Source organism: Mucilaginibacter celer, assembly GCF_003576455.2.
In the GTDB taxonomy this organism is placed as follows: Bacteria; Bacteroidota; Bacteroidia; order Sphingobacteriales; family Sphingobacteriaceae; genus Mucilaginibacter; species Mucilaginibacter celer.
Genome location: NZ_CP032869.1, coordinates 3,499,394 through 3,519,709, shown reverse-complemented (window position 1 = coordinate 3,519,709; position 20,316 = coordinate 3,499,394). Strand labels below are relative to the sequence as shown.

The 20,316-nt window shown below is 43.5% G+C and carries 20 protein-coding genes; 13 read left to right on the top strand and 7 right to left on the bottom strand.

The window, feature by feature from the left end:
- Window positions 1-158 precede the first annotated feature (158 nt).
- The 3 genes from HYN43_RS14105 (at window position 159) to HYN43_RS14095 (ending at window position 4,940) form a co-directional block, all read left to right on the top strand.
- A complete protein-coding gene (locus HYN43_RS14105) occupies window positions 159-1,430 on the top strand; it encodes a metallophosphoesterase (protein ID WP_119409955.1) in 1,272 nt (423 codons plus the stop codon).
- 65 nt (window positions 1,431-1,495) lie between these two features.
- Complete coding sequence (locus HYN43_RS14100; RefSeq protein ID WP_119409954.1) at window positions 1,496-1,711, top strand: hypothetical protein; 216 nt, start codon at window positions 1,496-1,498, stop codon at window positions 1,709-1,711.
- Between the two features lie 388 nt (window positions 1,712-2,099).
- Entirely contained in the window at window positions 2,100-4,940 is a 2,841-nt protein-coding gene (locus HYN43_RS14095; RefSeq protein ID WP_119409953.1) for a hypothetical protein, read from the top strand.
- Between the two features lie 43 nt (window positions 4,941-4,983).
- Here HYN43_RS14095 and HYN43_RS14090 read toward each other — a convergent pair whose 3' ends face one another.
- The 5 genes from HYN43_RS14090 to HYN43_RS14075 form a co-directional block, all read right to left on the bottom strand.
- On the bottom strand, window positions 4,984-5,499 hold the full coding sequence (locus tag HYN43_RS14090) for a DUF6169 family protein (protein WP_119409952.1): 516 nt from the start codon (window positions 5,497-5,499) through the stop codon (window positions 4,984-4,986).
- 7 nt (window positions 5,500-5,506) lie between these two features.
- On the bottom strand, window positions 5,507-5,650 hold the full coding sequence (locus tag HYN43_RS30355) for a hypothetical protein (RefSeq protein ID WP_162996470.1): 144 nt from the start codon (window positions 5,648-5,650) through the stop codon (window positions 5,507-5,509).
- Window positions 5,651-5,790: 140 nt separating this feature from the next.
- Window positions 5,791-6,543: a copper homeostasis protein CutC gene (locus HYN43_RS14085; protein ID WP_119409951.1), complete on the bottom strand. Its 753-nt coding sequence runs from the start codon at window positions 6,541-6,543 to the stop codon at window positions 5,791-5,793.
- Window positions 6,544-6,653: 110 nt separating this feature from the next.
- Window positions 6,654-7,664, bottom strand: a complete 1,011-nt coding sequence (locus HYN43_RS14080) for a glycosylasparaginase (protein ID WP_119409950.1) — start codon at window positions 7,662-7,664, stop codon at window positions 6,654-6,656.
- Window positions 7,665-7,780: 116 nt separating this feature from the next.
- Entirely contained in the window at window positions 7,781-8,221 is a 441-nt protein-coding gene (locus HYN43_RS14075; RefSeq protein WP_119409949.1) for a putative signal transducing protein, read from the bottom strand.
- Between the two features lie 54 nt (window positions 8,222-8,275).
- Between HYN43_RS14075 and HYN43_RS14070 the strand changes: the two genes are divergently transcribed.
- The 4 genes from HYN43_RS14070 to HYN43_RS14055 all read left to right on the top strand — a co-directional run bounded on the left by HYN43_RS14070 (window position 8,276) and on the right by HYN43_RS14055 (window position 10,760).
- On the top strand, window positions 8,276-9,223 hold the full coding sequence (locus HYN43_RS14070) for a helix-turn-helix transcriptional regulator (RefSeq protein ID WP_119409948.1): 948 nt from the start codon (window positions 8,276-8,278) through the stop codon (window positions 9,221-9,223).
- 118 nt (window positions 9,224-9,341) lie between these two features.
- On the top strand, window positions 9,342-9,797 hold the full coding sequence (locus tag HYN43_RS14065; RefSeq protein WP_119409947.1) for an EVE domain-containing protein: 456 nt from the start codon (window positions 9,342-9,344) through the stop codon (window positions 9,795-9,797).
- The gene (locus tag HYN43_RS14060) at window positions 9,785-10,207 is read left to right on the top strand and encodes an SRPBCC family protein (RefSeq protein ID WP_119409946.1); all 423 of its coding nucleotides are present in this window, start codon (window positions 9,785-9,787) and stop codon (window positions 10,205-10,207) included. Before HYN43_RS14065 ends, HYN43_RS14060 begins: the two co-directional genes overlap by 13 nt.
- 94 nt (window positions 10,208-10,301) lie before the next feature.
- Window positions 10,302-10,760, top strand: a complete 459-nt coding sequence (locus tag HYN43_RS14055; protein WP_119409945.1) for a GyrI-like domain-containing protein — start codon at window positions 10,302-10,304, stop codon at window positions 10,758-10,760.
- 94 nt (window positions 10,761-10,854) lie between these two features.
- On the opposite strand, the gene HYN43_RS14050 is transcribed toward HYN43_RS14055, so the two are convergent.
- A complete protein-coding gene (locus HYN43_RS14050) occupies window positions 10,855-12,189 on the bottom strand; it encodes a dihydroorotase (protein WP_119409944.1) in 1,335 nt (444 codons plus the stop codon).
- 102 nt (window positions 12,190-12,291) lie between these two features.
- Window positions 12,292-12,708, bottom strand: coding sequence for a winged helix-turn-helix transcriptional regulator (locus HYN43_RS14045; protein ID WP_119409943.1), 417 nt, complete (start codon window positions 12,706-12,708; stop codon window positions 12,292-12,294).
- 81 nt (window positions 12,709-12,789) lie between these two features.
- Here HYN43_RS14045 and HYN43_RS14040 point away from each other — a divergent pair, with 81 nt between their 5' ends.
- The 6 genes from HYN43_RS14040 to HYN43_RS14015 all read left to right on the top strand — a co-directional run bounded on the left by HYN43_RS14040 (window position 12,790) and on the right by HYN43_RS14015 (window position 20,314).
- Window positions 12,790-13,674 (top strand): NmrA family NAD(P)-binding protein, encoded by an 885-nt coding sequence (locus HYN43_RS14040; RefSeq protein WP_119409942.1) that lies wholly within the window; start codon window positions 12,790-12,792, stop codon window positions 13,672-13,674.
- Window positions 13,675-14,367: 693 nt separating this feature from the next.
- Window positions 14,368-15,720 carry a DEAD/DEAH box helicase gene (locus HYN43_RS14035; RefSeq protein WP_119409941.1) on the top strand — a complete coding sequence of 451 codons (1,353 nt, stop codon included), beginning with the start codon at window positions 14,368-14,370 and terminating at the stop codon, window positions 15,718-15,720.
- Window positions 15,721-15,728: 8 nt separating this feature from the next.
- Window positions 15,729-15,995, top strand: a complete 267-nt coding sequence (locus HYN43_RS14030) for a hypothetical protein (protein ID WP_119409940.1) — start codon at window positions 15,729-15,731, stop codon at window positions 15,993-15,995.
- Between the two features lie 7 nt (window positions 15,996-16,002).
- Window positions 16,003-16,335, top strand: coding sequence for a gliding motility protein GldC (gene gldC, locus HYN43_RS14025; RefSeq protein WP_090524371.1), 333 nt, complete (start codon window positions 16,003-16,005; stop codon window positions 16,333-16,335).
- 7 nt (window positions 16,336-16,342) lie between these two features.
- Window positions 16,343-16,780: a hypothetical protein gene (locus tag HYN43_RS14020; protein ID WP_119409939.1), complete on the top strand. Its 438-nt coding sequence runs from the start codon at window positions 16,343-16,345 to the stop codon at window positions 16,778-16,780.
- A gap of 90 nt (window positions 16,781-16,870) precedes the next feature.
- Window positions 16,871-20,314, top strand: a complete 3,444-nt coding sequence (locus HYN43_RS14015; RefSeq protein ID WP_119409938.1) for a response regulator — start codon at window positions 16,871-16,873, stop codon at window positions 20,312-20,314.
- Window positions 20,315-20,316: the final 2 nt, after the last annotated feature.

The window sequence follows — 20,316 nt, the reverse complement described above, 5'->3', positions numbered from 1 at the left end:
ATAATTGCCTAAAAATAGGTAATAGTTGCAGAGTTCAAAATCAGCATCATATATTTTACAATAAACCATGGCAATTTGTATTCCTGATTTAAAAAAATCCCCGCAGGGGCTATAACATAACCCTTACTTGCTTAAATTGCATACTTTGATAATTTTATATGCACAACGGAGGCTTTATACGCGTGTTTTTAATTGCTTCGGCAATAAGCTTACTGATGGATTGGTATGTGTATTCGGGGTTAAGAACCCTCACTGCCGACTGGCCATCAAGCCTTTGGCGTAATATTGTTTTGTGGGGATACCTGCTAATATCGGTAGGCGTGACCGTTCTTTTTATATCCGGTTTTGGCGCATTCAGCACAGCTAAAGGCATGCGGCCATTTCATGAATGGATGCTGAGCCTGTTCCTTACCTTTTTGGTTACTAAGGTAGTTTTTATATTGATTTTGTTTTTGGGAGATCTTGCGAGGTTTTTTACAGGGATTTTCAACCTTTTAAGCAATAACGCGAAGGCAAACGGTAAATCCGTCTTCCCCGGCAGGCGTAAATTTATTAGCGAGATAGCCGTTTTAGTAGCCGCTGTGCCTTTTACTTCGTTTTTTTATGCCATGTTTAAGGGCAAGTACGATTATAAAGTACATCGCACTACCTTGTATTTTGATGATTTACCTGATGCCTTTGATGGTTTTACCATCACCCAGCTATCTGATATCCATTCGGGCAGTTTTGATAACGCAGAAGCCATGCAGCGCGGAATAGATCTGGCTAAAGCTCAAAAAAGCGACCTGTTTGTTTTTACCGGCGACCTGGTAAATAATGCAGCTTCCGAAATAGAACCCTATATCGACAGATTCGGGCAGATCAAAGCTCCGTTTGGCCAGTTCTCCATTTTAGGCAACCACGATTATGGCGATTATATCCAATGGGATACTCCTCAGGATAAGGTAGCTAATCTTGAAAAACTCAAACAGCATCACAAAGAGTTAGGTTACCGTTTATTGTTGGATGAAAATATAACTCTTGAAAAAGGTGGCCAAAAAATTTCATTGATAGGGATTCAAAACTGGGGCAGAGGCTTCATTCAGCTCGGCGATTTGGAAAAAGCAATGCAGGGGGTACCGGAAGATGCATTCAAAATACTACTCTCGCACGATCCTACCCATTGGGAGGAGCAGGTTCGGTTCCATCCAACAACTATTCACCTCACCCTATCCGGCCATACTCATGGTGCTCAGTTCGGTGTGGAAACTGCAGGTTTCAGATGGAGTCCGGTACAATATCGTTATCTTGATTGGGCGGGATTAATCAACCAGAAGAACAGGTACTTATATGTAAACCGGGGTTTTGGCTTCCTCGCCTTTTCGGGCAGATTGGGCATCTGGCCCGAGATTACCGTGATTGAATTGAAGAAAAAAACACATACCGCCTGAAATTTAAAAGGTTTGTAAACTGTTTGGCAGGGTTTTTATTCAGTTTATTATAAACATGGAAAATTATGGCAGCCAGCAATATAAAAAAAATAGGAAAACGAAGCCCCGAAACCCGGCATCAACACACTAACGCCTGGCAGGTAATGAAACCCTTTGTGCATTTTGGTATAAAGGCAACAGCTGCAATAGCGCATACACTGATAGCTATCGTGAAACATATTCCTAAACCCGGACGCAACGATGCCCCCAAACACGGTAGTAAAAAGGTAATCAAAATATGATATAACTTTTTATGCCGGTATTTTTCACCCGTCAATAAACGGTGAAAAATACCGTGTTTTCACGGATTGCGCGGCGCCTTTTTTATGCCGAAATTTAGACATTGATTAAAACTAACAAAACAAAGTGAATCGGCGGCGGGGAGATAACAATATTGTTGATAGTGGTACCATAGCATAAAAGCTTTGTAAAGGATGGTTGGACGCGTTACTAAATAATACCGGGCATAAGACTTACCCTTTAGTCGTCCGTAAAAAATATTGCATACCTAAACCTTCTCTTTTAACGTTGTATTTTACACCCGCCGGTTCCTGGCGGGTGTTTTTTTTGCCATTTTAAATCGAAACTTTCACGTTGCTAAACACGCAATTTGTGCTTACTTTCATCCCGATGAATCATCTGCCTACCGGTTATAAAACGCTTCGAAAATTAATTCTTCCGGCATTACTGCTTTCTGTTACCTTATCAAAAGCCCAAACATTTGGCGGCAATCCGCCATCCATCAAATGGCGACAGGTAAACACGCCCGTTGCCCGGATCATTTTTCCTGCCGGACTTGATTCGGCCGGGTTAAAGGTGGCCAATATTATGGGGCAGATGAATAACCGGATCCGTCCAACCATAGGTTTCAGGCAGAGGCAAATTAGCGTGGTGCTTCAAAACCAAACCACTATAGCTAATGGTTATGTGGGCTTAGCCCCCTTCAGGAGCGAGTTTTATTTAACTCCTGAACAAAACAGTTTTGACATAGGCAGCCTGCCATGGCCGCAGCAACTGGCCATACACGAGTTTAGGCATGTACAGCAATACAATAACTTCAATGTAGGTATTTCGCGGGTTTTGAGTTTTATTTTTGGCGAGGGCGGGCAGGCGCTGGGCAATGATCTGGGTATCCCCAACTGGCTTTTTGAGGGTGATGCCGTGTTTAACGAAACACTGGTAAGCGAGCAGGGCAGGGGCAGGTTACCCTATTTTTTTGCAGGTTACCGCGCACTGTGGGCGGCCGATAAAAGCTACAGTTACATGAAGCTCAGAAACGGATCGTACCGCGATTACATTCCCGATCATTATCCGCTTGGTTACATGATGGTAGCCTACGGCCGCGAAAAATATGGTGAGAATGTTTGGAAAAACATAACGCATGATGCCGCCGCTTACCGGGGCGGTTTTTATCCCTTTCAATGGGCAGTGAAAAAATATACAGGCGAAACGTTCAGTACATTTTCGGCAAGCGCATTCGACCATTTTAAGCAACAGTTTATTGAGGATAGCAAACAACCGGTTGCTGAACAAAAAAGGCATTTTGACGCCAATCGCCAGTATCCGGCTTTTGCAGGTGATAGCACGCTTATCTACGCTAAAACAACTTACGATAACCTGCCTGCCTTTGTAATTAAAACCGGTGATAAAGAAAGGAAGATCAGCACGCGCTCCAGTTCGCTCGATTCTTATTTCGATTATAAGCAGGGCAAAATTATATACGCCACTTACCGGCCCGATTTACGCTGGGGCTACCGTAATTACAGCGAACTGATGCTGCTTGATGTTAAAACCGGGCAGGAACACCGCATTACATCAAAGGCTAAATATTTCTCTCCGGCATTTAACGATAAAACTGATAAGATAGTAGCTGTACAGGTTGATCCCTCAGGTGCAAGTACCCTGCATATACTCGACACTGCAGGGGCTTTAAAACAGGTTGTGCTAAACCCGCAGAAGCTTTTTTATACTTATCCTAAATTTTACGGTGATGATAAACTGATTTCGGCTGCACGCAACAGCGAGGGGAAGATGGCCATCACCCTTACTGATATTTCAACAGGAACATCAGTAAATTTAACCTCCCCGGACTACCGCCCGATAGGTTTTATCAACCTTAAAAATGATACCCTTTATTATACCCAGACCGATGGGAAAAATGACCGCCTGTTTGTAATGATGCTGAACAGCCGAAAGGTATTTGAGATGCTGCCTACCGGGCACGACAGCGGGATTGGCTACTACCAGCCGGCGGTGGGCAATACTAAACTGGCCTGGGTAGATTTTACTGCCGATGGTTATCATATTAACCAGGCTGATAAAAAAGATTTGAAGTGGATAGATGCCGACGATACTTATGCCCGCTATCTGCCTGATATGGGCATTACGGCACTTCAAAAAGATTCTGCTGCTCATTTATTGGATAATGTGACTGATAAACCATTGCCTGTTACAAAATATTCAAAAGCGCACGGCCTGTTTAATTTTCACAGCATCATCCCCAATATCAGCGATCCAAACTATTCGTTTGCAATTACCGGCGAAAACGTGCTGAATACCTTCCAGTCCGAACTTTCATTTGATTATAACACCAACGAGGGTTACAAGCAGTTTGGGTTCGATGCGATTTATGGCGCGCTGTTCCCGTATATTTCTGCCGGGGCAGATTATACGCTGGATAGGCGCAGATTTTTTAAAGGCCAATACGTATACTGGAATGAGACTGCCGTACACGGCGGCTTAAGGGTACCGCTAAATTTTAGCGAAGGCAAACACTCAATGGGTGTAACCTTTGGCAGCGATTTATATTTTAACAGCATCAATTTTCAACGTGCCTACAAAAGCAGTTTTGCCGACAGATCATACAGTTACCTTAATAATTACATCAGCTTCAGTAACCAAAGCCAGCAGGCTCAAAAAAACATCTATCCAAGGTTTGCGCAAAGTATCGGTGTAAACTATAAATCGGCTATTTCAGGCTCGGGTGCAACTCAGCTGCTTACCACAGGCGTATTTTATTTCCCCGGATTGTTTGTGAATCACAGCCTTGCCATCAGCCTGGCCCATCAGCAAAAAGGGAAAGATAATGTGATCAGTTTCTCCAATGATTTTCCTTTCTCCAAGGGGTATACCGCCGAGAATCTTGATAATATGAATAAAGTAGGCTTAACCTACCACCTGCCCCTTGCTTACCCTGATGCGGGCTTTGGTAACTTGTTTTATATTATGCGTTTACGCGCCGCCCTGTTTTTTGATTATACCCACGTTAACGCCAAAAACTTTTTTACCGATGGCAGCGGCTTTAAACAAAATTTCCGCTCGGCAGGTGGTACGTTGTATTTCGATACTAAATTCTTTAATCAAAACAGTATCACCTTCGGTATCAGGTACAGCCGGTTATTGGATGATGACTTTTTTGGCGGAACGGGGAGTAACAGGATAGAGTTGGTGTTGCCGGTTACGTTTTTTTAGGGGGATGGCAGGATTGCCAAAATTGTAATGGTTAGTTTAAATACTATTTTTCTCGAATAATAAAATAAGCAAAGTCATTGAACTCGTGTTTTAGTACTTCAATGTTGCTGTTATTACTGTTGGCAATAAAACCCAGATAATAGCTTGATTCATTAATACGAACTTCGACGTTATGTCTTTCTAAACAGGTGACTTTTACATAGCTTTCCCATTTATCGAATAACCTGCTTCGTTCCCGTTGTTTTTTATCAGATGTGTCGCAGTGATAAAGAAGTACGGTTTCGCTTCCGTTAAACTCAACGAAATCATTAATCACCTGATAAATAGTTGGGAATATTTTAGCGTCATAAAGTTTGTTACTTTCGTTCCCTGCCAAACTTGTTTTTCTAAACCCTAACGCATACCCACTTTGTAATAACAATGGGAAGTTTTGAATATAGTGGGAATATTCATCAACCTTAAAATAAACAGTATAAACAAAGTTTTGAGATGTCACGAAATAGTAGAATATACTACTATCTTCATCCTGCTCTTTAAGGAAAGAATAATAATTATCCAATTTGTAATTATTTCTTCTTTAGAGATGAGAACTTTGCCGCAGCCATTTCGTCTATCTTCTTGAATGTTTCGGCTTTTTTACGATCTAATTCTTCAAAGAAAGCAATAGCCTTTTTGTTACCAGGAGATATAACAATTTTTTTAACTTCCATGATCTTTGAGCTTTTTATTAAACTATAAATCAGATGCTTGAATCATTGTTTAGTTTAATACAAAGATAATAAATATATTTTATTCAGATACTGCGGCAGTTTATGATCTAACGGGTGATATCCCCAACTGATTTTCTATCCTAACTATTCGCCAATCTGATCAACTCTTTAACACGCTCAACCCCGGTTACATCAATACTATATTCATCCCCCGCTTCAGCGCTCATCATAATATGCTCATTATGATATTTCATTTTGCTCGGGATCTTAATCCGTGCTGATGAGTGAACCTCGGTAGCGCCGGTAAAATGTACCAGATCGGCAACATTGGCTTCACTTACACCGCTGCCGGGCATAATGCTTAACCTGCCTGCGGCCTGTTCAATAAGGCGGTTAAGATTGCTGGCTCCCTCAATGGCGGTGCTTTTACCTCCCGAGGTAAGGATCCGCTCGCAGCCCATTTCAATAATCTGCTCAAGTGCTTTGTGCTGATCGACGCACATATCAAAGGCCCGGTGAAAAGTTACGCCAAGACCCCATTGCCGGGCAAGGCGTACCATTTCGGTACAGCGCTCTACATCTATGTTGCCATCCTCTTTCAAAATACCTATCACAACACCATCGCATCCGGCATCAATGCAGTACCTGATATCGGCCATCATCAGTTTGTACTCCATATCGTTGTACAAAAAATCGCCGCCCCGCGGACGGATCAGTACATACAATTTAATATGCAACAGGCTGCGGGCCATCAATATACTTCCGTGCGAGGGGGTAGTGCCACCATCCTTCAAATTTTCGCACAATTCAACCCGCACTGCACCTCCATCCTGGGCTGCCAGGGCCGATGTTACCGAATTTGCGCAAACTTCGAGTGATATCAATTGTGACATGTGCTTTTTTGTTGGTTCATGGTTGATAGTTCATGGTTCATAGCCGAACTTGCTTTGCTACGGCGCTTAACAGTTTTTTACTATGAACCATCAACCATGATCTATGAACTCTATTTATAATAACTCTTACCCGGAATTAACAGATCCTGCTGCTGGGCGTTGCATACCGCGTACGAAAAACCGCTTTGTATGGCATACGCACCGTATTCGCCTTTTTTATTGATGGCTAAAAAGCCTACCTGGATTTTTTTGGCTATTTCGGGCTTCTTTTTAATAATGCGTTGTACGGCTTCCTTGCAGGCATCTTCCGGCGATAATCCCTGCCTCATCAGTTCAACCACTAAAAAGCTGCCCACGTTACGGATCACTTCTTCGCCCACACCGGTTGATGTGGCACCGCCAACTTCATTATCTACATAAAGGCCAGCACCTATAATAGGGCTATCGCCTACGCGGCCATGCAATTTAAAAGCCATGCCACTGGTGGTGCATCCGCCCGAGATATTGCCTTTGGCATCTATTGCCAGCATGCCAATGGTATCGTGGTTGTATTTATTGCCGGGTTTACCGCCGTTTTCAATATTCATTACCGGGCTGTATTTAGCCGTTTTTAACCATTCCTTCCAAATCTTTTCTGTTTCGGTGGTTAGCAGCTTTTCCTTTTTCATGCCCTGTTCAACGGCAAATTGGGTAGCGCCTTCGCCAACCAGCATTACGTGTGGGGTTTTTTCCATCACCATGCGGGCTACCGAAATAGGGTGGGCTATATTTTCCATAGCTGCTACCGAGCCGCAGTTACCAAACTCGTCCATAATGCACGAATCGAGGGTAACGTGACCGTCACGATCCGGCAAACCTGTACGGCCTACAGTGTGGTTGGTAATATCTTCGGCTTCGGGAATGCGGGCACCGGCTTCAATGGCATCCAGCGCGCGGCCGCCGGCCGATAATACTTTCCATGCCCCTTTATTGGCAATGATGCCAAAATCCCAGGTAGAGATAACAATTGGATAGCCACCTTCGGGCCGTGGCGTTATGGTTTTTGCTATAGTTGATTTTGAAAGTGCTGCAAGTGAGGCACCTGCTGCTGATAGTTTAATGAACTTACGGCGGTTGTACATAGCGCTAATATATAAAAAACAGTCTTAAGTCTTAAGTCGGCAGCCTTAAGTCGAAAGTTTTCATCGGTGAGTGAACTACTTAAGACTTCCGACCTAAGACTTCCAACTATAAAAAACTACTCAAAATCGCGCTGGCAGTTAAAACAATGCCAGGCTTTGCGACTGTAAAAAGGGAAGATCATCAGAAAAAAAGATACGATAGCAGTAAGCCAATGCACCCGCTTTTCTGTTGCCGAACCGTAGCGCACGTTGGTCGATCCGCAGTAGGGGCAGATTACGGCGTTAAGCGTTTCATCGTCAATTTCTATATGGTCCTGATCGTGCAGATCACCTTCGGCTGCTAATATTTCGCGGCAGCGTTCCAGGTCGCGTTCAAATATTTTTAATTTGATGCCGCCTACGGCTTGGTTATATAACGGGTTTGAGCCTATGGTGTTTTCGTCGGCAATAAAGCAGGGAATGCCATAGCCTTCCAACTTGGTGCGGATAATGTGGGCCAGCATAACATCGTAATAAGTTTCAAATGTTATGATCTTTTCTTCGGGTTGAGCAGCCATATTGTAGATAAATAATGGTCAAAGGTAAATTGTTTTTTATTTAATTTGGACGCCATGAACCGCATCGACCGAATATCAGCCATTTTAATTCAGTTACAATCGCGCAGAGTTGTAAAGGCTGGCGATATTGCCGATAGGTTCAATATCAGTTTGCGCACGGTATACCGCGATATAAAAACGCTTGAAGAAGCCGGCATTCCGTTGATAGGCGAGGCCGGCGTGGGCTACTCTATTATGGATGGTTACCGCCTGCCCCCGGTAATGTTTACCCGCGAAGAAGCCACCGCTTTTTTAACGGCCGAAAAGTTTGTTGAAAAGCTTACCGATACAACAACCATGGCTCAATATCAATCGGCCATGTATAAGGTTAGGGCCATCCTTAAATCGCACGAAAAAGACGCGCTCGAAAACCTGGATGGTAGTATTGAGGTGTTGAAAAGTCACAGTCAAAAACGGGCCGATAATGCAAACCATATCCAAACCATATTGGATGCCATCATTTATAAAAAGGTGATCTGCATTGACTATTTCGCCTTCCACTCGCAACAGGATACCAAACGCGATGTGGAGCCCATTGGCGTGTTTTACCTGGATAGTTTCTGGCACCTGATAGGCTACTGCAGGCTGCCTAATGACTACCGCGATTTCAGGTTGGACAGGATCAGGAAACTGACGGTAACTGATAAAAGCTATGTAGGCAGCAACCACCCTACGCTTAAAGATTATATTGATAAAACAGCCTGCGAAAAACACCTGGAACAGGTAGTGATCAGGGTTGATAAAGAGATTCACAATTACCTCGATCAGCAGAAATATTACAGCGGTTTTGTATCCGAAAAAAACATCGGCAACAAAATTGAAATGACTTTCCTAACCATGTCGATAGAAGGCTTTGCCCGCTGGTATATGATGTTTGGCGACCGCGCCGAAATTATAAAGCCCGATGCGCTGCTGCAAAGGGTGCGTGAGATAACCTCGGGCATAGCCCAAAAAATAAATTAATCTCCTGTTTTACTGCTGACATAGGGCTGTCACCGGCCGTTTGTTACTTTGTTTCATGATAAGCAAGACAGGGCGTTTATTGGCCCGTGTTTTTGCTTGTTGTTAAAATCTTACCCTTATGAAACATTGGATAATTGTAGTATCAAAAGATCATATCAGTCGGGGCATTTCCGGCGGATTTATCCAGGCTTGCCACGGCAGGATTGCACCCCTCAAGCAGATGGCAGTTGGCGATTGGGTTGCAGTTTACTCCCCTAAACAAAAAATGAATGGCCATGAGCCTTTGCAGGCTTTTACAGCCATTGGCCAGGTGCGCGATGAGGATATATATCAAAAGCAAATGGCTGTCGATTTTGTTCCTTACCGTCGCAACCTAAACTACTATGAGTGTACCGAAGCACCCATTGCCCCGATGATAGATGAACTTGATTTTATTACCGATAAAAAAGCCTGGGGTTATAACTTCAAATTTGGTTTCTTCGAGATTCCCGGCGCGGATTTTGAGAAGATAAAAGAGCAGATGATAACCGCAAAACAACCACTACTAAATAAAGCTACATTATGGAAAAATTAACAGTAACCGTACAGGTGAAATTTAAAGCACCGAAAGCAAAAGTTTGGCAAGGCCTTACCGATCCGGCTTTGGTAAAACAGTATTTTTTTGGCACCGATCTTCAGTCGGACTGGAGGGTAGGGGAGCCTATCATATTCAGCGGAGAATGGGATGGTCACAAATATGAAGATCACGGAACGATACTGGATATCGACCCCGGAAATTTTGTAAAATACGATTACTGGAGCAGCATGAGCGGCACCGAAGATAAGCCCGAAAACTACGCCAACATAACCTACAACCTTACCGAAAATAATGGCGAAACCGAGCTTACCGTTACCCAGGATAATGTAAAGAATGAAGAAGCCAAAGCTCATTCAGAACAAAACTGGAAAGGACTTTTTGAAGAATTACGAAAATTGATAGAATAGCGGATAGTACTTAACTGTTTATTTATATAAATAAAGTAAATAATTGGTTAAAAAATATTTATAAATAGGCATAACAAATAGTAATAACCCCTGTATGGATAAAATAGCAATAAAAGGTTTCTTTTTAGTTGGAATATCGGTGCGTACCACTAACCAAAACGGGCAGGCCATTAAGGATATTGGCGGGCTATGGAACTGGTTTATGAGCGAGCAGATTTTACAGCAGGTAGTGAACCGCCTGAGCGATGATATTTATTGCGTTTATACCGATTATGAAAGCGATAAAGACGGTTACTATACTACGGTACTTGGCTGCCGCGTAGCCACAAAAGATAATATTCCTGAAGGCCTTATTTGCATTACGGTACCACCCGGAGATTATAACAGGTACGTAGTTAAAGGTGCCCTACCGCAAGCCGTTGGCGAAACCTGGAAGCAGATTTGGGATAGTGATATTGACAGGAAATATATGGCGGATTTTGATGTATACGGCGAAAGATCGCAGAGCCAGGATGATGGAGAGGTGGAAATTTTTGTTGGGGTGAATATTTGAATCAGAATTTACAGAATTTTAGAATTGACAGAATTTAATCGGACGAAAACTTTCCATTCTGAAAATTCTAAAATTCTGTAAATTCTGATTCAGACTACCTGTTAAAACTCAACCTCTCCCCATTCTTACCCTCAATAAGTTTACCACCCTCATAAGCCAGATTACCCGATACTATAGTATGCGTTACCTGCGAGCGGAAGGTGTTACCTTCAAACGGACTCCAGTTACATTTGTATAGGATGTTGTTTTTGTTTACGTTCCATGGCTTGTTTAAATTAACCAGCACAATGTCGGCCCAGTAGCCCTCGCGGATGTAGCCGCGTTTATCAATCTGGAACAGGATGGCTACGTTGTGTGCCATTTTTTCTACTATCTTTTCTAAGCTGATTTTGCCATGATGATAAAGCTCAAGCATAGCCGGTAAGGCATGCTGAACCAATGGTCCGCCTGATGGAGCTTGCAGGTAGGCTTGCTCTTTTTCTTCAATGGTATGCGGGGCATGGTCGGTGGCAATAACATCAATGCGGCCGTCTAAAACTGCTTTCAAAATTCCGTCCCGGTCGGCTTCGGTTTTTACGGCAGGATTCCACTTAATGTAGTTGCCTTTGGTTTCGTAATCGGCATCGGTAAACCATAGGTGATGGATGCAGGCTTCGGCAGTAATTCGTTTATCTTTTAACGGAATGGTGTTATCAAAAAGATGTGTTTCACGCTCTGTAGAGATATGTAAAATATGCAAACGCGTGTTGTGTTTTTTTGCCAGCTCTATCGCCATTGATGATGATAAATAACAAGCTTCCGCACTCCTGATCTTAGGGTGTAAACGTACCGGGATATTCTCGCCAAGCAGTTGTTTATAATGCGCCAGGTTGCTCTTTATCGTAGCCTCATCTTCGCAATGTGTTGCAATCAAAGTTGGTGCCTGCGCAAATAATTTTTCAAGCGTATGCGGGTCATCAACCAGCATGTTGCCGGTAGAGGATCCCATGAATACCTTGATACCGCAAACCTTGTTGACATCAGTATGCAAAACCTCATCAAGGTTGTTATTTGACGCCCCCATAAAGAAGGAATAATTAGCCAGCGAATTGCGCGAAGCGATCTGGTATTTATCTTCCAAAAGCTCCTGCGTTAAGGTGTTGGGAACGGTGTTCGGCATTTCCATAAATGAGGTAATACCACCCGCCACAGCTGCACGCGATTCGCTGAAAATATCAGCCTTGTAGGTGAGGCCGGGCTCGCGAAAATGCACCTGATCGTCTATGCAACCGGGGAGTAAATGCAGGCCTTCGGCGTTGATTATTTCATCGGCCTGCACGTTAATCTGGCTGTCAATTTTATCAATCAGGCCATCTTTTATCAGCACATCAGCAACGTATTGTTTGTTCTCATTTACAATGGTTGCTGCTTTTATCAGGATTGTAGACATATTTTTGAATTTCGGATTTGAGATGTTTGATTTCGGATTTGTTATTAGCAGCTCAAACTTACAAAGTTTTTAAAACTTCGTACATCATGTAGGAGGATCGCGTTACATATCAGCGAACGTTTCTTCCGATGGAAAATCGCCCAGGCTCCTGTAAATCGGGATTCCATTTGCTTCACTGTCATCAACCGCCCACTTCGACATCGCGTACATTACCGGCCTTAAACCCATGCCTGTTTCGCTTAGCCTATAGGTTACGTGGGGCGGTACAACAGGTTTGGCCTCCCGGATGATAATGCCGTCATTTTCCAGTTGCTTTAAATGCTGTATCAGTACTTTTTCGGTTATACCGCCTACCGATTTTTTAATCTCGCTATAGCGTTTACTGCCGGTTAATAAATGAAACAGAATGATGGGTTTCCAATAGCCGCCTATCCGCTCCATTACATAGGTTACGGGGCAGGCTGTAAAGGCTGCCTGCTTATTTTCCTGTATGGTCGAGCTTTCTTTTATCGCTGTCATGATGATACATACTTTGGGGTAAGTACTTGTAAAAAAGTAAGTACAAAAATACCTTTGCTCTCAATAAAAACAAAACATATCATGAAAATTATAGTAACAGGTTCAACCGGAAACATAAGCAAACCATTAACGCAAACATTAGTTGCCGCAGGCCACAATGTAACAGTAATTAGCAACAATGCAGATAAAACCGCAGAAATAGAAGCCCTTGGCGCTAAAGCCGCTATTGGTTCGTTAGCTTATGCTGATTTTTTAACCGATACATTCACTGGTGCCGATGCCCTTTATGCCATGGTTCCTCCAAATTTTGGTGCCGAAAGCCTAAGGGCATACCAAATTGAAACCGGTGAAAGCTATGCAGAAGCCATCAGGCGTTCGGGCATTAAAAAAGTTGTTATGCTGAGCAGCATCGGCGCACACCTGGACAGCGGTGTGGGCCCGATAAAGGGGATTCATGATGTTGAAGGTATTTTTAGCAAGCTGGATGGTGTTGATATAAAATTTGTCCGCGCGCCGTTCTTCTTCACCAACTTTTACGGCAATATCAATCTGATCAAACACCAGGGCATCATCGGTTCAAATTACGATGCCGATACAAGGTTGATTATGGTGCACCCAAGGGATATTGCCGCCGCCATAGCCGAAGAGCTGCAACATGATTTTACAGGTAAAGGCGTTCGTTACATTGTAAGCGCTGAAGCCACAACCAGTGAGGTAGCCGCAACTTTAGGCCAGGCCATAGGCAAGCCCGAACTGCCATGGATTGAATTTACCGACGAGCAGCTTGAAGCTGGCCTGTTACAAGCCGGCGTGCCTGCCGAAATGACCCGCAATTTTGTTGAAATGGGCACCGCCGTAAGAAGCGCAAAGATTTGGGAAGATTACGATAAGCACAGGCCAACCACATCGGGTAAGGTTACTTTGCAGGATTTTGCTAAGGAGTTTGCAGTGGTTTATAATGCATAAGCTTGCTGCTTAGCCTCTTCCCTGTATAGCCGCCATGCTTGTTAAAGAAGATCCTTCGCTATCGCTGCCATTGACAAGTCTATAACGTGTTGATAATCAGATGTGAAAAAATGTCATTTCCAATGCGATTATTTGTGCGCAAATATACCCCAACTCAGGATGACAAACTTTTTAATTATGTCATGGGTAGTAAGTAAAAGCCGCGGCCTCTGAAGGATTTATGTCATTATGCGGGGCGGTCTGTCAACCCTGAGCTTGTCGAAGGGTCGCGCGCAGAGGCCCTCCCAACCATGCTTCGACGGGGCTCAGCGATGACACCCATTTAATTATGTCATGCTGAAGAACGAAGCATCTTCTATAACTTGTATAGCGGCTATACAGGGCGAAGAAGATGCTTCGTTCCTGCCCTTGAAAAGTCTATAACGCGTTGATAATCAGATGTAAAAAAAATGTCATTTCCAATGCGATTATTTGTGCGCAAATATACCCCAACTCAGGATGACAAAATGTTGATATCGTAATTATCCTTCAGAGGCATCGACTTTTGTCTACTCACAAGGATGTTTCTATATTTTTCTTTCTTTCTTTCTTTCTTGTCTCCTGCCTCTAAACTTCCTGCTTCTAAAAATTTCCTGACACCCCCATGTTTTCCCACCATTGTTCCTACTTCAACAAAAAGCCTATCTTTGCGGCATGGCAGTAACTTTTGATGATTTTAAATTTAACCGGCAAATTCTTAACGCGATAGCCGATGCCGGTTATACCGAAGCTACGCCTATTCAGCAAAAAGCTATTCCGCCAATATTGAACGGGCAGGATGTAATGGGTATTGCGCAAACAGGTACAGGTAAAACCGCGGCCTATGTATTGCCCATTATCATGAAGCTTAAATATGCCCAGGGCGAACATGCCCGCGCGCTCATCGTATCGCCAACGCGCGAGCTGGCCATGCAAATTGAAGAGAATATCAAGGCTTTTGCAGCCTACACCGATCTGAGGGTTGTGCTGCTTTACGGCGGCCTTGGTCCTAAAACGCAAATTGAACAGGTTAACAAAGGTGTTGATATTATTGTGGCCACCCCCGGCCGGTTTATGGATATTTACCTTGCCGGCCATATCGTTACCAAAACATTACAGGTATTGGTTTTAGATGAAGCCGACAAAATGATGGATATGGGCTTTATGCCCCAGATAAACCGAATACTGGAAGTAGTCCCCGTAAAAAGGCAGAACCTGCTTTTTTCGGCTACCATGAGCGATAAGGTACATCAGCTTTCTGCAAACTTCCTGGAGTTTCCTACAGTTATTGAGGTTACACCGCAGGCTACGCCGGCGCAAACGGTTAACCAGCACTTGTACCATGTGCCCAACATCAAAACCAAAATTAACCTGCTTAAAAAGCTGTTGGATAATGAGGGCGAGATTACCAAACTAATCGTGTTTTGCAAAACCCGTTCGGTAGCCGAGGATGTGTTTAAATTTCTCACCCGTAAGTTTGGCGAGACTGAAGTGAAGGTACTTCATGCCAATAAAGGACAAAATACCCGCATCAACTCCATCAATTCATTTAAAAATGATGATGTCAAGATTTTGGTGGCTACCGATGTGGCTTCGCGCGGAATTGATGTGAGCGATGTAAGCCACGTGATCAATTTTGATGTGCCGGTGGTTATTGAAGATTATGTGCATCGTATCGGCCGGACCGGCCGGGCGCTGCAATCGGGCGAGGCTATCACCTTTGCTACGCCTTCCGAGATTTATTATATTCGTAAGATCGAAAAGCTGATCAAACAAACCATCCCGGTTGATAACATCCCGGATGATGTGTTTATTGAAGAAACACCTTATGAAGAGCGCCAGGATCAGGCCCGGGAAATAGACATGCAAAAACGCAAAGAAGATCCCGACTTTAAAGGCGCTTTCCACGAAAAGAAGACCCTTAACCAGCGTAAAAAATTTGATGCTAATAAGGATAGATCAAAGTATGGCTCAAAAGCCGCCAGGCAGGGTACAGGCAAATCATCTAAAGGCAAAAAACGTCACTAAACCCATCAATGAAATTCAGATTTACCCCTTTAAACTTTTTTACCGCTTTTTTAGTAGCTGTAGCAGCCTATGTGTTCATTAACGGAGCAAGTATCGCCGGTAAACCGCTGGAGCATTGGGGGGGCACCATTGGCTGGATATTTTTATTATTTGCCTTTGTGGTTTTTGTGATAGACATCATGTTCCGCAATTTTTTTATCGAAACCAAAAGGATCTGGATGGTGGAGAGTTTCTTCATCGTGCTGGTCATCGTTATATTCTTACTTGTTAAATAAAAATAAAATGAAAACCGCTGAAATAAAGCTTACCGTTACCCTTGATGATAATAACGTTCCTGAACATATCCTTTGGGAATCGACCGACTCGACCAATAAAGAAGCGTTGCCTGTAAAATCAATGATGCTTGCCCTGTGGGATCAAAGCTATAAAAATACCCTGCGCATCGACCTTTGGACCAAAGATATGCCGGTTGATGAGATGAAACGTTTCTTCTACGAAACCCTTCAAACCATGGGCGACAGCTTTTTACGCGCCACCGGCGAAAAAAACATAGTAGAAGACCTGCGCGACTACTGTGCCCACTTTGCCGATAAAATGGAGATCACTCAAAAATAACCTAAATATGCGCCTTAGCTCAATTTTTTCATTTGTAGGTTTTGCCTTGCTTTTCGCGGCAACCTACTGTCCCTTATTAAGGGTGTTCCATGTAGCCAGCTGGAATATCTATAAATTAAACCAGCCTTATGGCCTGGTGCTTTTACTGGTAGCCGTTATCGGTATTATCGTATCGTTTCTTAACCAGGCAAAAGTTATGCGCGCCGCAGCCTGGTTGTCGCTGGTATTGGTTGTATTGCTTTTAGCTGCCGCCATTTTTAAGGTAAACTCTACATTTAGCTTTATCCCTTTTAAAGGCATCAACAAATTTTTAACCAGCCAGCTTAAGTTTCAATGGGGCTGGTATGCAATGTTTGCCGGCCCGGTTTTGGCCGTAATCGGTGCTATGAGCAGTAAGCCAAAAGTTTTTATCCCCGCTGCAACCGATACCACTGAAACGAATTAATATTCCTGGTATGTTTTAATTAGCTGTAATGTTTACATTACAGCTTTTTTTTAAACATATTTGTATCTCAGAGATTAACACAAATACCTAATGTTAAAGTTTTCTTTTCGCCAGCAGGTTTTAGCGGGCTTCACGGTTTCTATTATCCTTGTTTTTATAGTTGGCATTTTGTCGTTCAACAGCCTGATTAAATTTGAAGAGGATAATACCTGGGTTGATCATACCCAAAAGGTTATTCATACCTCAACCAGTTTATTACAGGAATTGATTGATGCCGAAACCGGGATGCGTGGCTACGGTGCTACCAACAAAAAGGTATTTCTTGATCCTTATAATGCTGCTTTGCCTAAAATAGCCGATGACCTTGCCAATTTAAAAGATATGGTTAAGGATAATCCTATGCAGATAAAACGCGTAGATTCGATTAACAAACTGGTGAAGGATCAGTTGCTGATCCTGAAAACAAATATCGAAACCCGAGAAGCGCAGGGTTTGGATTACATGGTGCAGCGTAATATGTTTTTAAATGGCAAGGAGAATATGGACCACATCCGGATGCTTATTGACCACATGACCAATGCCGAGGAACGACTGCTTGGCAACCGTAAGGAAAGCTCACAGGAAGCTTCAACATTTGCCAAAATAGTGATAGCCTGCGGCTCGCTGGTGTTTCTCCTCATCATCCTGATGCTGTTCTTCTACATCCAGAAAACATTCGATCAGCAAAAGAAAATAGAAGAAGAGATCAGGGTTGCCAATATTGAACTTGGCCGCGTACTTGCCGATAATGAAGCCAAAAACTGGCTGCTTACCGGCACCGCTGCTCTCAACGAAAAAATGCAGGGCCAGCAGGCCGAAAAAGAATTGTCGGCCAACATCCTGTCGGAAGTTTGTACGTATACCAACGCAGTAGCGGGCACGTTTTATTTGTATAATGAGGCCAGCGATAGGCTTGAGCTTTATGCTTCGTATGCTTTCCATAATCCAGATTTTGTTAAAAAATCAGTACGTTTTGGCGAAGGCTGGCTGGGCCAGGCAGCCGCAAACGGAAAGGCTACCGTTGTAAAAGGAAAAATTAACGATAAACTTGAATTATCATCATCGGTATTAAAAACTGATTTGACGGAAACATTCATCGTTCCTTTCTACTTTGATAAAAAGCTGAAGGGTGTAATGGAGGTGGCCTTTAACGAAGATCTGGCCGCCAATAAATCGCAATACATTCTGGCTGTGGCCAATGATATAGGCATAGCAATAAATACTGCGCAGGCACGTACCATTATGCACGATCTGTACGAAGAAACCCAGCAACAGGCCGAAGAACTGGAAGCACAACAGGAAGAACTGCGTGTTACCAACGAAGAACTGGTTCAAAAAACCGAAGAACTGCAGGCATCTGAAGAAGAACTACGCGTACAGCAGGAAGAATTGCGCACCACCAATGCTGAACTGGAAGAGAAAGCCAGCTTGTTGGAAGAAAAGAACCAGGCCATTGAAGAAGCCCGCCGCGCTATCGACATTAAAGTTCAGGAACTGGAAACTACAGGTAAATATAAATCGGAGTTTTTGGCCAATATGAGCCACGAATTGCGCACGCCCCTTAACAGTATCCTGGTACTGGCCCGCATCCTGAAAGATAATAAACCGCTCAACCTGTCGGAAGATCAGATCAAATATGCCAGCGTAATATTCAATGCCGGTAACGATTTGTTGACCCTTATTAATGATATCCTCGACTTGTCAAAAATTGAATCGGGCAAGCTGGATATGCAGAATGAGGATATCAAGGTAGCCGATATTGTAAACGATATGGAAATGTTATTTGCCGAGGTGGCGGGTAACAAGCATATCAATTATACCACAGCCATAAGTAAAGACCTACCGGCTACTATATTTACCGATAAGGTGCGTCTTGAGCAGGTAATTAAAAACCTGTTGAGCAACGCGTTTAAATTTACACCCGAAAACGGATCGATATCCATCAACGTTAAGCGGGGTGCGGCGCCCAAAACTGTCAGCTTTACCATAAAAGATTCGGGTATTGGCATCCCGGCCGAGAAGCAGCGTGTGATATTTGAAGCCTTTCAGCAGGCCGATGGGTCAACCAGTCGTAAATATGGTGGCACCGGTTTAGGCTTATCTATCAGCCGCGAGCTTGCCTATCTGTTGGGCGGTAGCATAACCCTGAGCAGCGAACCGGGGATAGGCAGCGAATTTACACTTACTGTGCCATACGAGGCAAAAATTGTTCAGCATGTTGAAGAGGTATTGCCAACAGCCGAAACCTTTAAACCTGTTGCCGAGGTTTTGCCACAAATAAAACCTGCACCACGCGATCCGGGCCGCGAACCTTTGGTAGTTATTGTGGAGGATGATAAAAACTTTGCCAATATATTGCAGGATTATGCCCGCGATCATGGTTATAAATCTATCATGGTATACGAAGGCACACGCGCGGTTGAAACCATAAAAGAGGCTAAGCCCGATGCTGTGGTGCTGGATATTATGCTGCCGGGCAAAGATGGCTGGCAAATTTTAAAGGAGTTGAAAAATGATGAGGAAACTATGCATATCCCGGTACACCTGATGTCGGCCGGCGATGCGGCGGCCAATCGCGTTCGTCGTGAGGGCGCCATCAATTTCCTTAAAAAACCAATTAATACCGAAACGCTGGATAAGCTTTTTGCCGATATTATGGTGCAAAGCGGTACACGTTTTAAACAGATCCTGCTGGTTGAAGATCATAAAGCCCAAAGCCAGGCACTAAAAGATTTGATGCAAAGCCAGGGCATTACGGTAGATCAGGCTTTCGATGGCGAGTCAGCATTCAGGATGTTGCATGAAAACGAGTACCAGTGCGTAATTCTTGATCTTAACCTGCCGGATATTTCGGGGTTGGATTTGTTGGATAAAATTAAAGAGGTTGAACGCTTTTTGGCATTGCCCGTGATTATCAACACCGCCATGGAGCTTGATAAAACATCAGTTAACCGCCTGATGCAGTACGCCAACGCCATGGTGGTAAAAACCAATAAATCGTCAGACAGGCTTATAGACGAGGTGAATTTGTTCCTGAACAAAATAAGTGAAACCGCGGCCAATAACAGCCCGCAACCCGCAACTCTAAAACCAAAAATGGTTACCAAAAGTAAAGACAGTATTAAGGGTAAAAAAGTGTTGATAGTGGATGATGATATGCGCAATATTTTTGCATTAAGCAGTGCCTTGCAGGGTTATGACTTCAATGTAGAGATAGCTAACGACGGAGAAGAAGCACTAACCAAACTGGAAGAGATCAGAGATATTGACATTGTATTGATGGATATTATGATGCCGAAAATGGATGGTTACGAAGCAACAAGGCAAATTCGTAAACAAAACAAATGGGCGAAGTTACCTGTAATAGCCTTAACAGCAAAGGCCATGAAAGACGACCGCGAAAAATGCATAGCGGCGGGCGCCAACGATTACATTACCAAACCTGTTGATATGGACAGGCTGATATCGCTGATGCAGTTGTGGCTTGAAAGTTAATT